The 13,487-nt window shown below is 61.5% G+C and carries 11 protein-coding genes; 6 read left to right on the top strand and 5 right to left on the bottom strand.

Annotation, left to right across the window (positions count from 1 at the left end; genetic code table 11):
• Positions 1–229: 229 nt before the first annotated feature.
• Positions 230–403, top strand: coding sequence for a PA1571 family protein (locus tag BM70_RS33395; RefSeq protein ID WP_014717504.1), 174 nt, complete (start codon positions 230–232; stop codon positions 401–403).
• A gap of 172 nt (positions 404–575) precedes the next feature.
• Here the strand turns inward: BM70_RS33395 and pdxB are convergent, their stop codons facing one another.
• Positions 576–1,718, bottom strand: a complete 1,143-nt coding sequence (gene pdxB, locus BM70_RS0124465) for a 4-phosphoerythronate dehydrogenase PdxB (RefSeq protein WP_025858478.1) — start codon at positions 1,716–1,718, stop codon at positions 576–578.
• Positions 1,719–1,858: 140 nt separating this feature from the next.
• Here pdxB and BM70_RS0124460 point away from each other — a divergent pair, with 140 nt between their 5' ends.
• Complete coding sequence (locus BM70_RS0124460; protein ID WP_025858477.1) at positions 1,859–3,253, top strand: MATE family efflux transporter; 1,395 nt, start codon at positions 1,859–1,861, stop codon at positions 3,251–3,253.
• Here the strand turns inward: BM70_RS0124460 and tusA are convergent.
• Positions 3,250–3,501, bottom strand: a complete 252-nt coding sequence (gene tusA, locus BM70_RS0124455) for a sulfurtransferase TusA (protein ID WP_025858476.1) — start codon at positions 3,499–3,501, stop codon at positions 3,250–3,252. The two genes, BM70_RS0124460 and tusA, sit on opposite strands and share 4 nt — an antisense overlap.
• A 55-nt stretch (positions 3,502–3,556) precedes the next feature.
• Entirely contained in the window at positions 3,557–4,633 is a 1,077-nt protein-coding gene (gene rlmM, locus BM70_RS0124450; RefSeq protein ID WP_025858475.1) for a 23S rRNA (cytidine(2498)-2'-O)-methyltransferase RlmM, read from the bottom strand.
• Between the two features lie 191 nt (positions 4,634–4,824).
• On the opposite strand from rlmM, the gene acnA reads away from it, so the two are divergent.
• Complete coding sequence (gene acnA / locus BM70_RS0124445; protein ID WP_025858474.1) at positions 4,825–7,566, top strand: aconitate hydratase AcnA; 2,742 nt, start codon at positions 4,825–4,827, stop codon at positions 7,564–7,566.
• A gap of 125 nt (positions 7,567–7,691) precedes the next feature.
• On the opposite strand, the gene BM70_RS0124440 is transcribed toward acnA, so the two are convergent.
• Positions 7,692–8,630, bottom strand: coding sequence for an aspartyl/asparaginyl beta-hydroxylase domain-containing protein (locus BM70_RS0124440; RefSeq protein ID WP_025858473.1), 939 nt, complete (start codon positions 8,628–8,630; stop codon positions 7,692–7,694).
• Positions 8,631–9,033: 403 nt separating this feature from the next.
• On the bottom strand, positions 9,034–10,008 hold the full coding sequence (cysK, locus tag BM70_RS0124435) for a cysteine synthase A (RefSeq protein WP_010212098.1): 975 nt from the start codon (positions 10,006–10,008) through the stop codon (positions 9,034–9,036).
• A gap of 125 nt (positions 10,009–10,133) precedes the next feature.
• On the opposite strand from cysK, the gene BM70_RS0124430 reads away from it, so the two are divergent.
• The 3 genes from BM70_RS0124430 to BM70_RS0124420 all read left to right on the top strand — a co-directional run bounded on the left by BM70_RS0124430 (position 10,134) and on the right by BM70_RS0124420 (position 13,464).
• The gene (locus tag BM70_RS0124430) at positions 10,134–11,210 is read left to right on the top strand and encodes a DUF748 domain-containing protein (RefSeq protein ID WP_025858472.1); all 1,077 of its coding nucleotides are present in this window, start codon (positions 10,134–10,136) and stop codon (positions 11,208–11,210) included.
• A 230-nt stretch (positions 11,211–11,440) separates the two neighbouring features.
• A complete protein-coding gene (locus BM70_RS0124425; protein WP_025858471.1) occupies positions 11,441–12,286 on the top strand; it encodes a MoxR family ATPase in 846 nt (281 codons plus the stop codon).
• Positions 12,286–13,464: a VWA domain-containing protein gene (locus BM70_RS0124420; RefSeq protein WP_025858470.1), complete on the top strand. Its 1,179-nt coding sequence runs from the start codon at positions 12,286–12,288 to the stop codon at positions 13,462–13,464. Before BM70_RS0124425 ends, BM70_RS0124420 begins: the two co-directional genes overlap by 1 nt.
• Positions 13,465–13,487 lie beyond the last annotated feature (23 nt).

Below are 13,487 nucleotides of genomic sequence, written 5' to 3'. Positions count from 1 at the left end.
CCCAACATTGGGGGAACTTGGGTAAATAACAATGAGTCAGGTTAATTATGCCCGCCGATGCTGATCCCTAGAGGCTATCGGTCTAACCCTTGGCTGGAAATTCGTAGTGGTTTCTGGTGGACTGGGTGTTCGAACCGGTGACCTTGCAGGGAGTTGTAACAGCCTGGTCACGCGGGAGGCTTAGAGTCACTAAGCAGAATAGGTACACAACCTGATGAGGAGACAGGCCATGACCTTGCAAAACAGCAGCGATGCCAAGATTGAAGTAATCCGCCAGCCGCAGCAGTTGCCGTGCTCGTACATCGACGCCAAGGGCCGCGAAGTGCAGATTACCGAAGAGATGATCCAGCAAGCGTGCAGCGAACTGGAACAGCGACTGGTCAAGCCTGCCCAGCAAGGCTGAAACGCCTACGCTCTTTGAAACCCGGCCCTGGTGGCCGGGTTTTTTATGCCCGCCCCCCTTGTAGGAGCCGGCTTGCCGGCGATAGCAGCCGTAAGCCATGCGGTGATCTTGCGGACGCCATCGCCGGCAAGCCGGCCTCTACAGGGTTTTGCGCGCCATCGGAGTGCCGAGGTCAGCGCAATTCGGCGCCGAGGGCCGAGACGATTGCCGAAAGCGCGGCGGATTCCCCGTTGATGCGCACCTTCAAGCCATCGATCTCACGGCGCTCCGGGTAATGCTTGCGCAGCAGGTCAAAGGCCTTGCGTTGTTCTTCCACTGTTCCTACGAGGCTGCGACGGAAATCCGCGTCATCCCGGCGAGGGTCATACACGCTGCGGCACAAGGTCGCGAGCGCCCAGGCCGGGTCGGTGGAGGCATTCAGGTGCACTTCGGCCAACCAGGGTGGCGGCAGCAGATCACTCAAGTGAATGCTCGGTTCGTGGCCCAGGTGCGCACAGAACGCCTGATAGATCTGCGCCGTGCCGCGCTGCTTGCCGTCCAGGCTGTAGCCGGCGATATGCGGCGTCGCCAGCACGCACAGGTCAGACAGGTCGACGTCCACTCCGGGCTCGCCTTCCCATACATCCAGCACCGCTTGCAGGTCTTCGCGCTCCAGCAGCACCTCGCGCAGGGCGGCGTTGTCGACTACCGGGCCGCGGCTGGCGTTGATCAGCCAGGTGCCGGGCTTGAGCTGCTCGAGGCGCTGGCGGTCGAACAGGTGCCAGGTGGAGCCGTTGCCGGATTTGGTCAGCGGCGTGTGCAGGCTGATCACGTCGCACTGCTCGATGATCTGCGCCAGGCTGACGTAGTCACCGTCCTCGGCGATCTGCCGTGGCGGGTCGCAGACCAGCACGTTCCAGCCCAGGCCCTTGAGCACCTTGACCAGCCGCCCGCCCACTTCACCGGCGCCGACCACGCCATAGGTGCGTTGATTGAGGTCGACCCCTTCGATCTCGGCCAGGGTCTGCAGGCTGCCCAGCACATAGTCCACCACGCCACGGGCGTTACAGCCGGGGGCGCTGGACCATTGGATGCCGGCCTGCTTGAAGTAGTCGAGGTCCAGGTGATCGGTGCCGATGGTGCAGGTGCCGACGAAGCGCACCTTCGTGCCCTCCAGCAGCGCGCGGTTGACGTTGGTCACCGAGCGCACCAGCAACACATCAGCCTGCTCGACCGTGGCGCGGTCGATGGAACGGCCAGGTACGCGGCGTATCTCGCCAAATCCCTGGAAGAATGCATCGAGCAGCGGAATATTTTCGTCGGCAACAATCAGCATGGCAGGCTCCTTTGGCGGACCCGCAGTGTACAGGGATCGCAGCCCTCGCTAACAAATCGCTAACACAGGTTTTTTCCTGACCGATGCGTCAAAGCGTAGAATCCGCCGTCCTTGCGCTTGCTTCTACTGGACACCTGTACGTGAACACTGCCACCGCCACCCTCACCCGCCCCGCCCGCATCAGCCGGGAAGTGCGCGGCCTGCTGACGCTCGCCCTGCCGATCATGATCGGCCAACTGGCCACCACCGCGATGAGCTTCGTCGATGCGGTGATGGCCGGGCGCGTCAGCCCCCAGGACCTGGCAGCGGTGGGCCTGGGCAACTCGATCTGGATTCCGGTGTACCTGCTGATGACCGGCACACTGCTGGCCACCACGCCCAAAGTCGCCCAGCGCTACGGGGCCGGCCAGTTCAGCGAGATCGGGCCATTGGTGCGCCAATCCTTGTGGCTGGCCGTGGTGGTCGGCATCACCGCCTCGTTGTTGTTGCTGTGCGCCGAACCGATCCTGCATGCCATGAAAGTGGAACCGGACCTGATCGAGCCGTCCATGGGCTACCTGCACGGCATCGCCGCCGGTATGCCGGCCATTGCACTGTATTACGTGCTGCGCTGTTTCAGTGACGGCCTGGGCCGTACGCGGCCGAGCATGGTGATGGGCCTGTGTGGCCTGGCATTGAATATCCCGCTGAACTACATCTTCATCTACGGTCACCTGGGCGTGCCGGCCATGGGCGGCGTCGGTTGCGGCTGGGCCACGGCCATCGCGATGTGGGTGATGATGCTCGGCCTGGCCGGTTGGACCCGCTGGGGCCCGGCTTACCAGAGCAGCGAACTGTTCAAGCGTTTCGACTGGCCGCAATGGGCCGTGATCAAGCGTGTATTGGGGATTGGCCTGCCCATCGGCATCGCGATCTTTGCCGAATCGAGCATCTTCGCGGTGATCGCCCTGTTGATCGGCAGCCTGGGCGCTACCGTGGTCTCGGGCCATCAGATCGCGCTGAACGTCAGCTCGCTGGTGTTCATGATCCCCTACTCCCTGAGCATGGCCGTGACCGTGCGCGTCGGCCAGGCCCTCGGCCGTGGCGAGCCGCGTGAAGCGCGCTTCGCGGCGGGCGTCGGCATGGGCACGGCGCTGGCGTATGCCTGCCTGTCCTGCAGCCTGATGCTGGTGTTTCGCGAGCAGATCGCAGCGATCTACACCCCGGACCCGGTGGTCATTCACCTGGCGTCGATGTTGATCGTGTTCTCGGCGCTGTTCCAGTTCAGCGACTCGATCCAGGTCACGGCGGCGGGCGCATTGCGTGGCTACCAGGACACCCGCGTGACCATGGTGCTGACCCTGTTCGCATACTGGGGCGTGGGCCTGCCGGTGGGTTATGCCTTGGGCCTGACCGACTGGCTCGGCGAACCCAGCGGCCCAAGCGGCTTGTGGCAAGGGCTGATCGTGGGCCTCAGCTGTGCGGCGGGGATGTTGCTGGTGCGCCTGGCGCGCAGTGCGCGCCGGCGCATTCGTGCCGACAAGGCGCGGGTTTAAGCGGACTTCTTGCGGATCCAGTACAGGTACTTACCGGCCTGCTCCTGCTGATCCACCAGCTCGTGGTCGAGAAACACGCAGAACTTGGGAATATCGCGACGCGTGGACGGGTCGGTCGCGATCACCTTGAGCAAACCGCCTGGGGCCAGGTCGCGGATGTGCTGGTGCAGCATCATCACCGGTTCCGGGCAGTTGAGCCCGGTGGCGTCGAGGGTGCCGTCGACGGGCAAATCTAGGTTCTGACTCATACTTCACTCCTGAACAGGCGCGCATTGTCTCGCAATATCGGGGGAAACATCACCCTCAGCGCGATTTGGCTTTTCTTACATCCACCAACCGACGCAAATGGCAGGTCACTTCTTCACGGTCGTGGTACAGCTGCTTGCAGCCGATCTCCACGCGAATGCCACGCGCCTTGAAACCGTCTTCGATGCGCTCCAGCAACCGCTTCACTTCGGCATAACGCTGTTTCATCGGCAACTTCAGGTTCACCACCGCCTCGCGGCAATGTCCTTCGCCGATCCAGGTTTCCAGCAGCGCGGCGTTGCGCGCCGGCTTCTCGACGATGTCGCAGACCATCCAGTCCACCGGCTGCTTGGGCACGAAGGTGAAGCCGTCGGCCATCAAGTGTTGCACCAGGCCGGTGTCCATCAGGCTCTCGGCCATGGGGCCGTTGTCGATGGCGGTCACCAGCATGCCACGGTTGACCAGTTGCCAGGTCCAGCCGCCCGGCGCTGCGCCGAGATCGACGCCGGTCATGTCGCCATGCAGGCGCTCGTCCCACTGGTCGCGGGGGATGAAGTGGTGCCAGGCCTCTTCCAGCTTCAAGGTCGAGCGGCTGGGCGCTTCGCGGGGGAACTTGAGGCGCGGGATACCCATCGGCCACATCGCCGAGTTGTTCGACTCGGCCAGGCCCATGAACACTTCGCGGCCACTCTTGAAGGTCAGCAGCAGGCGCGGCTTGCTTGGGTCGTCCACCAGTTTGCCGGCGTTCAGCAGGGCTTTGCGCAGGTGCACCTCGAACTTCTTGCAGAAATTCGACAGCTCCTTGCCGTCGTTGGTGTCGACCATCTCCAGCCACAGGCTGCCGCACACCGGGAATTCACGCAGGTGGGCGAGGATCACGCTGATGCGGTCGGTTTCCGGCAGGTCGATGAATACCCCGCGCGCCCACTGCCGCGGGAAGATCAGCTCGGCAAAGCGCTGGCCGTGCATCAGGCGCTGGGCGCCGTCTTCTTCGGTGCAGACAAATTCGGCGCAGGCGCTGCCGGTCTTGGCCTTGGCGTAGCCGGAAACGTTCAGGCGCGCGGCGTGCTCCGCGATCTCGGAACAGACTTCGCCTTCAAAGCCCGGGCGGCAGTGCATAAAAAGGGTGTTCATTGAATCTCCTGGCAACTGGGCTTGCTGTAGCGCAAATCCTGTCATGAAAACGCGCGCATGATAGCCGAGTTCGGAACCTTGGACTTAACGATAGAGTCCAGTTATTAGCCTGCTAATGAAAACAGGGCTAAGTTGAAAGCTCTGTTCGTCCCGTCAGGTCCGTAGCCGTGCGGACCATAAGGAGTCATGTAATGTCATCCCTTGATAGCCTGAGAACTCTTAAAACCCTGCAGATCGACGACAAGACCTATCACTACTTCAGCTTGCCCGAAGCCGCCAAGAGCCTGGGTGACCTGGATAAGCTGCCGATGTCCCTCAAGGTGCTGCTGGAAAACCTGCTGCGCTGGGAAGACGACAAGACCGTCACCGGCGCCGACCTCAAGGCCATCGCCGCCTGGCTCAAAGAGCGCCAGTCCGACCGCGAGATCCAGTACCGCCCGGCCCGGGTATTGATGCAAGACTTTACCGGCGTTCCTGCCGTGGTCGACCTGGCCGCCATGCGCGCCGCCGTGGCCAAGGCCGGGGGCGACCCGCAGCGCATCAACCCGCTCTCTCCCGTGGACCTGGTGATCGACCACTCGGTGATGGTCGACAAGTTCGCCACCACCAGCGCCTTCGAGCAGAACGTCGACATCGAGATGCAGCGCAACGGCGAACGCTACGCCTTCCTGCGCTGGGGCCAGAGCGCCTTCGACAACTTCAGCGTGGTGCCACCGGGCACCGGCATCTGCCACCAGGTCAACCTCGAATACCTCGGCCGCACGGTCTGGACCAAAGACGAGGACGGCCGTACCTATGCGTTCCCGGATACCCTGGTCGGCACCGACTCCCACACCACCATGATCAACGGCCTCGGCGTACTCGGCTGGGGCGTGGGCGGTATCGAAGCGGAAGCCGCGATGCTCGGCCAGCCGGTGTCGATGCTGATCCCGGAAGTGATCGGCTTCAAGCTCACTGGCAAACTGAAAGAAGGCATCACCGCCACCGACCTGGTGCTGACCGTGACCCAGATGCTGCGCAAAAAAGGCGTGGTGGGCAAGTTCGTCGAATTCTATGGCGACGGCCTCGCGGACCTGCCGTTGGCCGACCGCGCCACCATCGCGAATATGGCCCCGGAATATGGCGCCACCTGCGGCTTTTTCCCCGTGGATGAGGTGACGCTGGACTACCTGCGCCTGTCCGGCCGTCCGGCAGAAACCGTGAAGTTGGTAGAGGCATACACCAAAGCCCAAGGCCTGTGGCGCAACGCTGGCCAGGAGCCGGTGTTCACTGACAGCCTGGCTCTGGACATGGGCAGCGTCGAGGCCAGCCTGGCCGGGCCCAAACGCCCACAGGACCGCGTGGCCCTGCCGAATGTCGGCCAGGCCTTCAGCGACTTCCTCGACCTGCAATTCAAACCCACCAACAAGGAAGAAGGCCGCCTCGAAAGCGAAGGTGGCGGCGGGGTTGCCGTGGGCAATGCCGACCTGGTGGGCGAAACCGACTACGAATACGACGGCCAGACCTATCGCCTGAAAAACGGCGCGGTGGTGATCGCCGCGATCACCTCCTGCACCAATACCTCCAACCCCAGCGTGATGATGGCGGCCGGGCTGGTAGCGAAAAAGGCTGTGGAAAAGGGCCTGACCCGCAAACCCTGGGTTAAAACCTCGCTGGCCCCCGGTTCCAAAGTGGTCACCGACTATTACAAGGCAGCGGGCCTGACCCAGTACCTGGACAAGCTCGGTTTCGACTTGGTCGGCTACGGCTGCACCACCTGCATCGGCAACTCCGGGCCATTGCCCGAGCCGATCGAAAAGGCCATCCAGAAGGCCGACCTCGCCGTGGCGTCGGTGCTGTCCGGCAACCGCAACTTCGAAGGCCGCGTACACCCATTGGTGAAGACCAACTGGCTGGCCTCGCCACCGCTGGTCGTGGCCTACGCCCTGGCGGGCACCGTGCGCATCGATATCAGCAGCGAACCGCTGGGCAACGACCAGGCCGGCAACCCGGTGTACCTCAAGGACATCTGGCCGAGCAGCAAAGAAATCGCCGACGCGGTGGCCCAAGTCAGCACCGGCATGTTCCACAAGGAATACGCCGAGGTGTTTGCCGGTGACGAGCAGTGGCAAGCCATTGAAGTGCCACAGGCCGCCACCTACGTGTGGCAGAAAGACTCCACCTACATCCAGCATCCGCCGTTCTTCGATGATATTGCAGGTCCCCTGCCAGTGATCAAGGACGTCAAGGGCGCCAACGTGCTGGCCCTGCTGGGCGATTCGGTCACCACCGACCACATCTCCCCCGCCGGCAACATCAAGGCCGACAGCCCCGCCGGCCGCTACCTGCGCGAGCAAGGCGTGGAACCACGCGACTTCAACTCCTACGGCTCACGCCGCGGCAACCATGAAGTGATGATGCGCGGCACCTTCGCCAACATCCGTATCCGCAATGAAATGCTCGGCGGCGAGGAAGGCGGCAATACGCTGTACATCCCCACTGGCGAGAAAATGCCGATCTACGACGCTTCGATGAAATACCAGGCGTCGGGTACGCCGCTGGTGGTGGTGGCCGGCCAGGAATATGGCACCGGTTCCAGCCGTGACTGGGCGGCCAAAGGCACCAACCTGCTAGGGGTCAAGGCGGTGATCGCCGAGAGTTTCGAGCGGATTCACCGTTCCAACCTGGTGGGCATGGGCGTGCTGCCGTTGCAGTTCAAGCTGGATCAGAACCGCAAGTCGCTCAAGCTTACCGGCAAGGAGAAAGTCGACATTCTCGGGCTGACGGGCGTGGAGATCGTGCCTCGCATGAACCTGACGCTGGTGATTACCCGGGAGGATGGCAGCAGCGAGAAGGTTGAGGTGCTGTGCCGGATCGATACGCTCAATGAGGTGGAGTACTTCAAGTCGGGCGGCATCCTGCATTACGTACTGCGCCAGCTGATCGCCTCTTAAGCAACACTGCAAAACCAATGTGGGAGCGGGCTTGCTCGCGACAGCGGTGGATCAGTCAGCATGTATCAACTGACACTCCGCTTTCGCGAGCAAGCCCGCTCCCACCGTTTTGACTGCATTTCAAATCAGCCGAACAACCACTTCCACAGCAGCATCAGCACCACCACCGCCAGCACCGGCCGCGCAATGCGGTAAGCCTTCGGATGCTTGCGCTTCCACTGCTTGACCACACCGCTGAACTTGTCGCTGAAGGTCTTGCTCCAGGCGTAGGCCTGGTTGATCCCGCCAACGCGCTCGTCGTCGAGGTTCTGCGGTGCGGTCGCGCGCCCCAGTTGCTTGCTGACCCAACGGTTGATGCGGGTCATCAGGCGATTGCTCAGCGGTCGCTCGATGTCGCAGAACAGGATCACACGGGTCTGTTCGGTTTCGTTCTTGACCCAGTGCACGTAGGTCTCGTCGAACATCACGTCTTCACCGTCACGCCAGGCGTAGACCTGGCCGTCGACGAAGATGCGGCAGTCGTCGGAGTTCGGTGTGGACAGGCCCAAGTGGTAACGCAGGGAGCCGGCAAACGGATCGCGGTGCGGGTTGAGGTGGCTGCCACCCGGCAATAGCGCGAACATCGCGCCCTTGACGTTGGGAATGCTGCTCACCAGCGCCACGGTCTTCGGGCACAGGGCCTCGGCCGATGGCAGGGGTTTGTCGTACCACTTGAGGTAGAAACGCTTCCAGCCCTTCTTGAAGAACGAACCGAAGCCGGCGTCGTTGTTCTTTTCCGCCGCGCGGATGTAACCCTCGTCGAACAGGTGCATGGCCTCTTCGCGGATCACTTCCCAGTTGTCCTTGAGCACGTCCAGTTCGGGGAACTTGCTGCGGTCCAGGTAAGGTTTGGACGGCACCGCCGAAAACAGGTACATCAAGGCGTTATACGGGGCGAACAGCGCCGAATGGTTGACGAACTGGCGCAACATCGGCAAACGCGCCTTGCCGCGCAGGTGCACATACAGCGTGCTGCCGATAAACAGCGCCAGTACCGACAGTTTGGCGGCCAAAGAAAAGGTCATGCAGCAACTCCTGAAAATAAGCGCCTGGCCAACAGCAGACGTAGCAGCCGGTCATGATAAACAGTTGGGCCATTATGCAGAAGGCCTAGCTTAGTAACGCTGACTCACATCAACCCCCGTGGTGAACAGGTTTGTTCTGGTAAAGAGGTTTGTTCTGGTGAGCGGGCTTGTTGTGGTGAGCAGGCTTGTTGTGGTGAGCGGGCTTGCCCCGCGCTGGGCTGCGAAGCAGCCCCAATAGGGCCACCGCATTTCTCCAGCGATAAACGCGGTGACGTTTGAGGGCCGCTTCGCGCCCCAGCGCGGGGCAAGCCCGCTCACCACAACAAGCCTGCTCACCACAGCAATCCCGCTCACCACGACAAAGCTGCTCAACACAACAAGCCTAATCACCACAGGACAGACATCAAGCCTGGTTTTCTTGCTCGGTAAACAGATCGCTGAACAGCATGCTCGACAGGTAACGCTCACCGGAGTCCGGCAGGATCACTACAATGGTCTTACCTTGCATTTCCGGTTTCTCGGCCAGGCGCACCGCCACGGCCATCGCGGCGCCACAGGAGATACCGCACAGAATCCCCTCTTCCTGCATCAGGCGCAGGGCCATGGCCTTGGATTCGTCGTCGGTCACCAGCTCCACGCGGTCGACCATCGACAAGTCCAGGTTCTTCGGTACGAAACCGGCGCCAATGCCCTGGATCTTGTGCGGGCTGGGCTTGATCTCTTCACCCGCCAATGCCTGGGTAATCACCGGCGAGACAATCGGCTCGACGGCCACTGACAGGATCGGCTTGCCCGCGATGTTCTTGATGTAGCGCGACACGCCAGTGATGGTACCGCCGGTGCCCACGCCCGCGACCAGTACGTCCACGGCGCCATCGGTGTCGTTCCAGATTTCCGGACCGGTGGTTTTCTCGTGGATGGCCGGGTTGGCCGGGTTTTCGAACTGGGCCGGCATAAAGTAAGTCGCCGGATCGCTGGCGACGATTTCGCCGGCTTTTTCGATTGCGCCCTTCATGCCTTTGGCCGGCTCGGTCAGCACCAATTCGGCGCCGAGGGCCTTGAGCACCTTGCGTCGCTCGATGCTCATGGACGCCGGCATGGTCAACAGCAACTTATAGCCACGGGCGGCAGCGACAAACGCCAGGCCGATGCCGGTGTTGCCGGAGGTCGGTTCGACAATGGTCATGCCCGGCTTGAGCTTACCGGTGCTTTCGGCGTCCCAGATCATGTTTGCGCCAATGCGGCACTTCACCGAGTAGCCCGGGTTACGCCCTTCGATCTTGGCCAGGATAGTCACGCCACGCGGTGCGATCCGGTTGATCTGAACCAGGGGCGTATTACCGATGGAGTGCGCGTTGTCTGCAAAGATACGGCTCATGACGGGTCCTATTGCTCGATTCTGGAAGGCCCCCAAGGGTATGCCTCGTGCTGCAACGCGTCCAGTCAGAGGAACGTTGCGCACTTGATCGTAGTCAATCTCCTACGAGCAAAGAGGACTGCCCCATGAAACGTCGCTACAGCTGGCCGCTATGGACCGTCGCCGGGCTGGTGGTGGTGCTGGTCGCCCTGGCCATCGCCCTGCCCTATCTGGTGCGTAACTACCTGAATGACAAGCTCGCGGACATGGGCGACTACCGCGGCCACGTCATCGACGTCGATCTGGCCCTGTGGCGCGGTGCCTACAAGATCAACGGGCTGGAGATCATCAAGGTCGACGGCAAGGTGCCGGTACCGTTCGTCAAGGCACCGCTGATCGATCTGGCGGTGAGCTGGCACTCTCTGTGGTACGACCATGCGGTAGTGGCCAAGGTGCTGTTTATCAACCCTGAAGTGAACTTCGTCGATGGCGGCGCGAACAAGCAGGCGTCCCAGACTGGTAAGGGCACCGATTGGCGCGAGCAGCTTGGCAAGCTGTTGCCGATCACCCTGGATGAAGTGCGCATCGAAGACGGCAAGATCGCCTTCCATAACTTCAGTTCCAAACCCCAGGTCAACCTCAACGCCACCTCGGTGAATGCCAGCTTCTATAACCTGACCAACGTCGTCGACGTCAAAGGCAAGCGCGACGCACGCTTCGACGGCAAGGCGCTGCTCCAGGGCCAGGCGCCCCTGGAAGCCACCGCCACCTTCGATCCGCTGAGCAATTTCGAAGACTTCGAATTCCGTTTCCGCGCCAAAGACCTGCAGCTCAAGCGCATGAACGACTTCGCATCGGCCTACGGCAAGTTCGACTTCAAGGCCGGCACCGGTGATGTGGTGATCGAAGCCCAGGCGGAAAAAGGCCAATTGACCGGCTATATCAAGCCGCTGCTGCGCGATGTCGAGGTGTTTGATTGGCAGCAGGACGTGGAAAACAAGGACAAGAACATCTTCCGCTCGATCTGGGAGGCCGTGGTGGGCGCCAGCGAGACCGTGCTGAAAAACCAGAGCAAGAACCAGTTCGCCACCCGCGTGGAACTCAGTGGCAGCGTGCACCAGCAAAATGTCAGCGCGTTCTCCGCATTTTTGGCGATATTGCGCAACGGTTTCATCCAGGCGTTCAACGCGCGGTATGAACAGCCCAAGCCGAGCACGGACTAAATGTGGGCTGGCTTGTGTGGGAGCGGGCTTGCTCGCGAATGCGGTGGGTCAATTGAAATACCTGTGACTGATACACCGCATTCGCGAGCAAGCCCGCTCCCACATAAACTCATTCCTACACTTGGATTGTGGGGTGACCGGTCATTCAGAGACTGAATAACCCGCCTGCGTTCACAATCGCCGGGGCTGCGCGGTATAGTCCGGGCATTGATGAATTCGAGGAAACACCGATGAAGTTCGAAGGCACCCAGGCCTACGTTGCCACCGACGACCTGAAACTGGCCGTCAACGCTGCCATCACCCTGGAGCGGCCGCTGCTGGTCAAGGGCGAGCCCGGCACCGGCAAGACCATGCTGGCCGAGCAACTGGCCGAATCCTTCGGCGCCAAGCTGATCACCTGGCACATCAAGTCCACCACCAAGGCCCATCAAGGCCTGTACGAGTACGACGCGGTGAGCCGCCTGCGCGACTCGCAACTGGGCGTGGACAAGGTGCACGACGTACGCAACTACCTGAAAAAGGGCAAGCTCTGGGAAGCCTTCGAGTCCGAGGAGCGGGTGATCCTGCTGATCGATGAAATCGACAAGGCCGACATCGAGTTCCCCAACGACCTGCTGCAAGAACTCGACAAGATGGAGTTCTACGTCTACGAAATCGACGAGACCATCAAGGCCAGGAAACGCCCGATCATCATCATTACCTCCAACAACGAAAAAGAGCTTCCAGACGCATTCCTGCGCCGCTGCTTCTTCCACTACATCGCCTTCCCCGACCGCACCACCCTGCAAAAGATCGTGGATGTGCACTACCCCGACATCAAGAAAGACCTGGTCAGCGAAGCGCTGGACGTGTTCTTCGACGTGCGCAAAGTACCGGGCCTGAAGAAAAAACCGTCCACCTCCGAACTGGTCGACTGGCTCAAGTTGCTGATGGCCGACAACATCGGCGAAGCCGTGCTGCGCGAGCGCGACCCGACCAAGGCCATTCCGCCGCTGGCCGGTGCCTTGGTCAAGAACGAGCAAGACGTGCAATTGCTGGAGCGTCTGGCGTTCATGAGCCGTCGCGGTAATCGCTGATGTTGCTCAACCTGTTCAATGAAATGCGTGCAGCCAAGGTGCCGGTCTCGGTGCGTGAGCTGCTCGACCTGATCAACGCGCTGAAACAGCGCGTGACCTTCGCCGACATGGACGAGTTCTACTACTTGTCCCGGGCGATCCTGGTGAAGGACGAGCGGCATTACGACAAGTTCGACCGGGCCTTCGGCGCCTATTTCAACGGCCTGGAAAAGCTCGACGATCACCTGCAGGCGCTGATCCCCGAGGACTGGTTGCGCAAGGAATTCGAACGCTCGCTGACCGACGAAGAACGCGCGCAGATCCAGTCCCTTGGCGGCCTCGACAAACTCATCGAAGAATTCAAGAAGCGCCTGGAAGAACAGAAAGAACGCCACGCTGGCGGCAACAAGTGGATCGGCACCGGCGGCACCAGCCCGTTTGGCTCCGGGGGCTACAACCCCGAAGGCATCCGCGTCGGCGATGCCGGCAAGCGCCAGGGCAAGGCCGTGAAGGTGTGGGACCAGCGCGAGTACAAGAACCTCGACGACCAGGTGGAACTGCGCACGCGCAATATCAAGATCGCCCTGCGCCGCCTGCGCAAGTTCGCGCGCCAGGGTGCGGCGGAAGAGCTGGATATCGACGGCACCATCGACCACACCGCCCGCGACGCCGGCTTGCTGAATATCCAGATGCGGCCGGAGCGGCGCAACACCATCAAGCTGTTGTTGCTGTTCGATATCGGCGGCTCGATGGACGCCCACGTGAAGATCTGCGAAGAGCTGTTTTCCGCGTGCAAGACCGAGTTCAAGCACTTGGAGTACTTCTACTTTCACAACTTCGTGTACGAATCGGTGTGGAAGAACAACCAACGCCGCACCTCGGAGCGCACGTCCACCCAAGACTTGTTGCACAAGTACGGCGCTGATTACAAAGTGATCTTCATCGGCGATGCGTCGATGGCCCCGTACGAAATCACCCAGGCCGGCGGCAGCGTCGAGCACTGGAATGAAGAGCCGGGCTATGTGTGGATGCAGCGCTTCATGGCCAAGTACAAGAAGCTGATCTGGATCAACCCGTACCCAAAGGACACCTGGGGGTATACGGCGTCGACGGGGATTGTGCGGGAGTTGGTGGAGGATCAGATGTATCCGCTGACACTGCGCGGGCTCGAAGAAGGGATGCGCTTCCTCTCCAAGTAACCCCGCACGATCCGTAGGAGCCC

The organism is Pseudomonas sp. CHM02 (assembly GCF_000612585.1).
Classification (GTDB): domain Bacteria; phylum Pseudomonadota; class Gammaproteobacteria; order Pseudomonadales; family Pseudomonadaceae; genus Aquipseudomonas.
This window is presented reverse-complemented; position numbering and strand designations above follow the sequence as displayed.

Coding starts and splice junctions, on each gene's coding strand:
- acnA (WP_025858474.1), top strand. CDS start 4,825: ATGTCATCCCTTGATAGCCTGAGAACTCTTAAAACCCTGCAGATCGAC.
- BM70_RS0124420 (WP_025858470.1), top strand. CDS start 12,286: ATGTTGCTCAACCTGTTCAATGAAATGCGTGCAGCCAAGGTGCCGGTC.
- pdxB (WP_025858478.1), bottom strand. CDS start 1,718: ATGCTGATTGTTGCCGACGAAAATATTCCGCTGCTCGATGCATTCTTC.
- cysK (WP_010212098.1), bottom strand. CDS start 10,008: ATGAGCCGTATCTTTGCAGACAACGCGCACTCCATCGGTAATACGCCC.
- BM70_RS0124425 (WP_025858471.1), top strand. CDS start 11,441: ATGAAGTTCGAAGGCACCCAGGCCTACGTTGCCACCGACGACCTGAAA.
- BM70_RS33395 (WP_014717504.1), top strand. CDS start 230: ATGACCTTGCAAAACAGCAGCGATGCCAAGATTGAAGTAATCCGCCAG.
- BM70_RS0124440 (WP_025858473.1), bottom strand. CDS start 8,630: ATGACCTTTTCTTTGGCCGCCAAACTGTCGGTACTGGCGCTGTTTATC.
- rlmM (WP_025858475.1), bottom strand. CDS start 4,633: ATGAACACCCTTTTTATGCACTGCCGCCCGGGCTTTGAAGGCGAAGTC.
- tusA (WP_025858476.1), bottom strand. CDS start 3,501: ATGAGTCAGAACCTAGATTTGCCCGTCGACGGCACCCTCGACGCCACC.
- BM70_RS0124430 (WP_025858472.1), top strand. CDS start 10,134: ATGAAACGTCGCTACAGCTGGCCGCTATGGACCGTCGCCGGGCTGGTG.